General features: G+C 63.3%; 4 protein-coding genes. All 4 read right to left on the bottom strand.

The annotated features are described in order from the left end of the window. On the bottom strand, positions 1 to 1,153 hold a 1,153-nt coding region (locus KBA48_RS32900), incomplete at its 3' end, for a GTP-binding protein (RefSeq protein ID WP_292912886.1). A gap of 35 nt (positions 1,154 to 1,188) precedes the next feature. Beyond that, positions 1,189 to 1,659, bottom strand: a complete 471-nt coding sequence (gene rpsG / locus KBA48_RS32905; RefSeq protein ID WP_292912887.1) for a 30S ribosomal protein S7 — start codon at positions 1,657 to 1,659, stop codon at positions 1,189 to 1,191. A 12-nt stretch (positions 1,660 to 1,671) separates the two neighbouring features. After that, the gene (rpsL, locus tag KBA48_RS32910; protein WP_054169737.1) at positions 1,672 to 2,043 is read right to left on the bottom strand and encodes a 30S ribosomal protein S12; all 372 of its coding nucleotides are present in this window, start codon (positions 2,041 to 2,043) and stop codon (positions 1,672 to 1,674) included. Positions 2,044 to 2,442: 399 nt separating this feature from the next. Further along, a partial coding sequence (locus KBA48_RS32915) for a Uma2 family endonuclease (protein ID WP_292912888.1) occupies positions 2,443 to 2,763 on the bottom strand: 321 nt, incomplete at its 5' end.

The following is a 2,763-nucleotide window of genomic DNA, read 5'->3' on the forward strand; positions in this document are numbered from 1 at the left end:
CCGTCGTCGTCCCCTCCAGGGAAGCGAACGCGACGATATCGCCCGCACGGGCCTCCTCGATCTCCTCCCGGCTGTTGGCATGCATCAGAAGCATGCGGCCAGCCTTCTCTTCCTGCTTCTTGCCGGGATTAGCCATGACGGCATCCTGGCGCAGCGTGCCGGAATAGATGCGGGCGAAGGTCAGAGACCCCGCGAACGGATCATTCATCACCTTGAACGCCAGCGCCGCGAAGGGCGCCTCGTCAACTGCGGAACGGGTGACCGTTTCGCCCGACGGCGTCGTACCCTGGATGTCGCCCTTATCGGCCGGTGACGGCAGATAATCGACGACGGCATCCAGCATGGGCTGCACGCCCTTATTCTTGAAGGCCGAACCGCACAGGACCGGAACGAGCCGCAGCCCGATGGTCCCCTTACGGATCAGACGGCGCAGTTCCTGTTCATCCGGCTCCACGCCGGACAGGAAGGCATCCGTCGCCGCCTCCTCCATCTCCACCGCCTGCTCGACCAGCTTGGCGCGGAAGCGCTTAGCCTCGTCCAGCAGATCAGCCGGAACATCCACCACGTCGAACCGGGCGCCCAGCATGTCATCGGCCCAGATGATCGCCTTCATGGCGATCAGATCGACGACACCCTTGAAACCCGCCTCCACACCCAGCGGCAGTTGGAGCAGCACCGGGGTCGCCCCCAGCCGCTCCCTGATCATCGTCACGGTCCCCAGAAGGTCCGCGCCGACGCGGTCCATCTTGTTCACGAAGCAGATGCGCGGCACGCGGTACTTGTCCGCCTGCCGCCAAACCGTCTCCGACTGGGGCTCGACACCCGACACCGCGTCGAAAAGGGCAACCGCGCCATCCAGAACCCGCAGGGACCGTTCGACCTCAATGGTGAAGTCGACATGCCCCGGCGTGTCGATGATGTTGATGCGGTGGTCCTTCCAGAAGCAGGTCGTGGCCGCCGACGTGATGGTGATGCCCCGCTCCTGCTCCTGCTCCATCCAGTCCATCGTGGCGGTGCCGTGATCGACCTCGCCGATACGATAGGACTTGCCTGTGTAAAACAGAATCCGCTCCGTCGTCGTCGTCTTGCCGGCGTCGATATGCGCGGCAATGCCGATATTCCGATAGGAGTGGATGGGATGGGACCGGGCCATGGATTGGGGCTTCGCCGTGCGTGGTTCGTCCGAACTTACCAGCGGTAGTGCGAGAAGGCCTTGTTGGCTTCGGCCATGCGATGCGTGTCTTCACGCTTCTTCACGGCCGTACCGCGCTGCTGCGCGGCGTCCAACAGCTCACCCGACAGACGCTCGGTCATGGTGTTTTCCGAACGGTTGCGGGCCGCACCGATGATCCAGCGGATCGCCAGGGCCTGCGCACGGTCGGAGCGCACTTCCACCGGAACCTGATAGGTCGCACCACCGACGCGGCGGGAACGAACCTCCAGATAGGGGCGGACATTGTTCAGGGCGTCATGGAAGAGCTGCAGGGCGTCCTGCTTGGTCTTCACCTCGATGCGATCAAGGGCACCATAGACGATGGACTCAGCCACCGACTTCTTGCCGTCGTACATCAGGCAGTTCATGAACTTCGTCAGCACGACATCGCCGAACTTGGCGTCGGGCAGAACTTCGCGCTTGTCGGCTTTACGACGACGGGACATTGCTCGCTCTCCTTACTTCGGACGCTTCGCGCCGTACTTCGACCGGCGCTGCTTCCGATTCTTCACGCCCTGCGTATCGAGCGTGCCGCGGATGATGTGGTAACGCACACCGGGAAGATCCTTCACGCGGCCACCACGGATCATGACGACCGAGTGTTCCTGAAGATTGTGACCTTCACCGGGGATATAGCTGATGACCTCGTAGCCGTTCGTCAGGCGCACGCGGGCGACCTTACGAAGCGCCGAGTTCGGCTTCTTCGGGGTGGTGGTGTAGACACGGGTGCAGACGCCACGCTTCTGCGGGCATTCCTGCAGGGCCGGCACCTTATCCCGGGCCACCAACGGAGCCCGCGGCTTGCGGATCAACTGACTGATCGTCGGCATGAACGCCCTTCGCCTTTTCTCATATCCCCTGAGAGGGGATGTCATTCCAAACCGGTCGCACCACCAACCCCATGACAACGGACGAAAAACGCCCGCATACGAAGCTTGAGGCTCCGTGCGGGAGAATCTCATGCGCCGTCCGAACAAGGACTCGGGTGCGGCTATCGACTGTTCCGGGGAGGTTCCTTGGAGCTGGCCTGCGTCCCTGGTAGGTAAGCGCTTGATGCCAACAGTGGGGACAGCGTCTAGACGCCACGAGGGCGGGCTACAGCCTGCCCCCCCGAAATAGGTTGGCGGACTATAGGGACCTGTCCCCACCCCGTCAAGCGCGACCCTAAGGCTTCCGCCACGTTCCCCACGCATCCTGGCCCCCTGGAGTCCGCAGGGCTGGCAGCCTCATCAGGGGCCGGATGCGGCCTCCGGCGGACGCGTGCCGTCCGCTTGCGTCAGGTCCACATCCTCATAGATCTCTGCCATGGGGATGGTGACGCCGATACTGTCCAAGGTGACAGACGCCTCCAGTCCGCGGATCGTTTCGACAATCCAACGGTCGCCATCGGCCCGCCATAGCAGGGCACGGGCCTCCTCCTGGTCCAGTTCCAGAACCTGCTGAATGCCGGCAGAGGCATAATCGTCACGCTTGCGGGCCATTTCGCTGGCGGAATTGCAGGGCGAAAGGATTTCCACGGCCAGTACGGGCACCTCTGCCGTGCGCCGGTC

This window comes from Niveispirillum sp. (assembly GCF_017996735.1).
In the GTDB taxonomy this organism is placed as follows: domain Bacteria; phylum Pseudomonadota; class Alphaproteobacteria; order Azospirillales; family Azospirillaceae; genus Niveispirillum.

Bases quoted from the DNA above. Each gene is read 5' to 3' on its own strand.
- rpsG (WP_292912887.1), bottom strand. From the start codon at position 1,659: ATGTCCCGTCGTCGTAAAGCCGACAAGCGCGAAGTTCTGCCCGACGCC.
- rpsL (WP_054169737.1), bottom strand. From the start codon at position 2,043: ATGCCGACGATCAGTCAGTTGATCCGCAAGCCGCGGGCTCCGTTGGTG.